Below are 3,311 nucleotides of genomic sequence, written 5' to 3'. Positions count from 1 at the left end.
CCGGCCAAAGCCGTCGGCGGCGGCCTTGTCCTGGGTGCGCAGCACCAGGCGCGTCCAGATCTCGTTGCTCTGGTTGAGGGCGTCCGCCTTCGGCAAAGGCGCGAGCGCGCCGTGCGCCGAATTGAGCCCCGGATATTCCACGTAGAGCTCGTCGTGCGGAATGCGTTTGTCTTTCAGCAGCGTTCGAATGGTGGCCTGCGCCGCCTGCGCCTTGTCCCAGGCGTCGGGCCATGAAAAGCCCCAGGTCACCTCGGCCTTGTAACCGTCGCGGAAACCCGCCACCACCTTCAGCGTGTCGGTGGGCGGCGTGCCGCGCGCACCGGTGAGGCGCACGCGGTCATGGCCTTCGTCGTGCAGGGTGATGTGGCCCATGTCCAGCACCACGTCGGGCGAAAAATAGGCGTGTGGGTTGTGCACTTCGTACAGCAGTTGCTGGCGCACGGTGTCGAAGTTGACGCGCCCTCCCGTGTCGGGTGCCTTGGTGATGAGCGCCGTGCCGTCCTCATACACCTCGGCGATGGGGTAGCCGATGTGCGCGAGATCGGGAATGGCCTGCCAGGCGCCCTGGCTGCCGAAGTTGCCGCCGCTGCCCTGGCCCGAACATTCGAGCAAATGCCCCACGGTGAGGCCCTGCGCGAGACGGTTGAGGTCTTGCTCGCTGGTGGCACCGCCGAGCGTCCACCCCAGTCCGTGCACCAGCGGGCCGAGAAAGAGCGCCGCGTCGGCCACGCGCCCGGTGATCACGATCTCGGCACCCGCGTCCAGCGCGTCCACGATCGGCTGGGCACCCACGTAGGCGTTGGCAAACACCAGCCGCTCGCGCACGCCGGCCACAGGCGCCTGGGTGAACAGGTGGTCGAAGCCGGCTTCGGCTTCCAGCAGGCGTGGCAACACATCGTCACCCGTGACCACCGCCACCCTGGCTTGCCACCCCTTGGCCTTGAACGCGGCCAGCACCGCCTGCGCCGCACCAAGCGGGTTCAGGCCACCCGCGTTGCAGACAAAGCGCACGCCGCGTTCGCGCATCAGCGGCCACAGCTTCAAAAGCATGGGCACCACGTCGCGCGCGTAGCCCAGTGTCGGGTCGCGCTGGCGGTCTTTTTGCAGGATGGCCAGCGTGAGTTCGGCCAGGTGGTCGCTGGCAATGAACTGCACGCCGCCGCGTTCGATGCTCGCGGCCACAGGTTCCCAGTTGTCGCCGTAAAACCCCAGGCCGGCGCCGATGCGAATGGACTTCATGCGGTGCATCTTCATGGCGCCTGAGCGACAAGTGATGGGGGACAACCCCTAGCGGAAGTCCCGGGCAAGACAGCTATAAATTGCGCACACCGCTTGGACGAGCTGCCACAAAGATTGCAGCAAGCACCCCTGATCAGCGGCGCCAGATCAACCAGGAGACACGCGTGCAATTGCTGCAACTGCTCATCAGCGGTGCGGCCCAAGGCTGTATCTACGGACTCATTGCCCTGGGCTTCGTGCTGATTTACAAGGCCACCGAAACGGTGAGCTTCGCGCAGGGCGACCTGATGATGGTGGGCGCCTTCGGTGGCCTGGCCGCCATGACCATGCTGGGGTTTCCGTTCTGGCTGGCCGTCCCCGCCGCCATCGTGGCCATGGGTCTCTTTGGTGTGTTGCTCGAACGTGCGGTGGTGCGCCCCATCCTGGGGCAGCCGGCTTTTTCCATCGTCATGCTGACCATCGGTGTGGGCTACGTCTTGCGGGGCCTGATCACCATGATCCCCAACATCGGCACCGACACCCACACCCTGCCTGTGCCCTACGCGGGCGAGGTGCTGCGAATGGGTGGCCTGGTGGTGTCGGCCGAGCAGATCGTGGTGATCAGCGTCACCGGCCTGCTCTGCCTGGGCCTGTTTGCCATGTTCCGCTACAGCAAGCTCGGCATCGCCATGCAGGCCTCGTCGCAGAACCAGCTGGCCGCGTACTACATGGGTATTCCGGTCAAACGGCTCAACGGCCTGGTGTGGGGCCTGGCCGCGGCCGTGGCGGCCATCGCGGGTTTGCTGCTCGCCCCCATCACCTTTGTGCACGCCAACATGGGCTTCATCGGCCTGAAGGCCTTTCCTGCCGCGGTGGTGGGCGGCTTCACGAGCCTGCCCGGCGCCATCGTGGGCGGCTTGATCATCGGCATCGTCGAGGCGTTCTCGGGCTTCTATCTGCCCGAAGGCTTCAAGGACGTGGCGCCTTACATCGTGGTGCTGATCATGCTGGTGCTCAAGCCCAACGGCTTGTTCGGCGAGAAGCTTCGGAAGAAAGTTTGAATGACTTGTGGGTCAGACCACTCGCGCAGCGATGTGCTCTGACCCCAACTGATTGAGAAACATGCGCTTTCTATTCAAGACCGACTACAACCAGGACATCAAACTCGCCAAACACGGCGGGCAGACCTTCTGGTACAGCCTGCTCGGGCTGTTTCTGGTGACCGCGCCCTGGGTGATCCAGGAGTACTGGCTGGCCCAGCTCACCTTCGTGCTGATCTACTCCATCGTCGGCCTCGGGCTGATGTTGCTGGCGGGTTTCACCGGCCTCTTCTCGCTCGGCCACGCGGCCTTCCTGGGCGTGGGCGCCTACACACAGGCGATCATGGTCAACGCCGGCCTGCCGTTTCCGCTGGCACTGGCCTGCGCGGGTTTGCTGTCGGCTGCGGTGGGCATGGTGGTGGGTCTGCCGGCCCTGCGGGTGAAGGGCATCTACCTCGGCATGGCCACGCTGGCGTTTGGTTTCATCGTTGAAGAAATCATGGCGCGCTGGGAAAGCGTGACCGGCGGCAACTCGGGTCTGGTGGTCAACGCGCCCGCGCTGTTTGGCTGGGAGCTGGAGTCCACCAACGAGTTCTACTTCTTGTGCCTGTTGGTCACCGTGCTGGCCACGCTGGCCATTGCCAACCTCATGCGATCGAGCACGGGGCGCGCGTTTGTCGCCATCCGCGATTCGGAGATTTCGGCGCAGAGCATGGGCATTCATCTGGCGCGCTACAAGACCATGAGCTTCGCGCTCTCGGCTGCACTCGCCGGCATTGGCGGCGCGCTGTACGCGCACAAGATCCAGTTCCTCTCGCCCGAGCAGTTCAGCATCATCCAGTCGATCGACCTGCTGCTCATGGTGGTGATCGGCGGGCTGGGCTCGATCCACGGCGCGTTCCTCGGCGCCATCTTCCTCATCGTGATGCCGCAACTGATTGCGCTGGGCAAGGACTTTCTGCCTGCGGCCATCGGCCAGGCGGCCGGCCTGCAAGGCACGGTGTACGGCCTGGTGCTGATCGCGTTTGTGCTGTTCGAGCCCATGGGCCTGTA

The 3,311-nt window shown here is 64.8% G+C and carries 3 protein-coding genes; 2 read left to right on the top strand and 1 reads right to left on the bottom strand.

Annotation, left to right across the window (positions count from 1 at the left end; all coding sequences use genetic code 11):
- Positions 1–1,239, bottom strand: a 1,239-nt coding sequence (locus Q0C59_RS19310; protein WP_291218636.1) for an acyclic terpene utilization AtuA family protein, incomplete at its 3' end; no start/stop codon positions are given.
- A gap of 164 nt (positions 1,240–1,403) precedes the next feature.
- Here Q0C59_RS19310 and Q0C59_RS19305 point away from each other — a divergent pair.
- Positions 1,404–2,279 carry a branched-chain amino acid ABC transporter permease gene (locus Q0C59_RS19305; RefSeq protein WP_291218634.1) on the top strand — a complete coding sequence of 292 codons (876 nt, stop codon included), beginning with the start codon at positions 1,404–1,406 and terminating at the stop codon, positions 2,277–2,279.
- A gap of 61 nt (positions 2,280–2,340) precedes the next feature.
- The coding region (locus tag Q0C59_RS19300; RefSeq protein WP_291218632.1) for a branched-chain amino acid ABC transporter permease at positions 2,341–3,311 on the top strand (971 nt) is incomplete at its 3' end.

The sequence above is a fragment of the Hydrogenophaga sp. genome (assembly GCF_022844385.1).
Lineage (GTDB): Bacteria > Pseudomonadota > Gammaproteobacteria > Burkholderiales > Burkholderiaceae_C > Hydrogenophaga.
The sequence above is the reverse complement of the archived record's forward strand: the minus strand, read 5'-3'. Positions and strand labels throughout refer to the sequence as shown.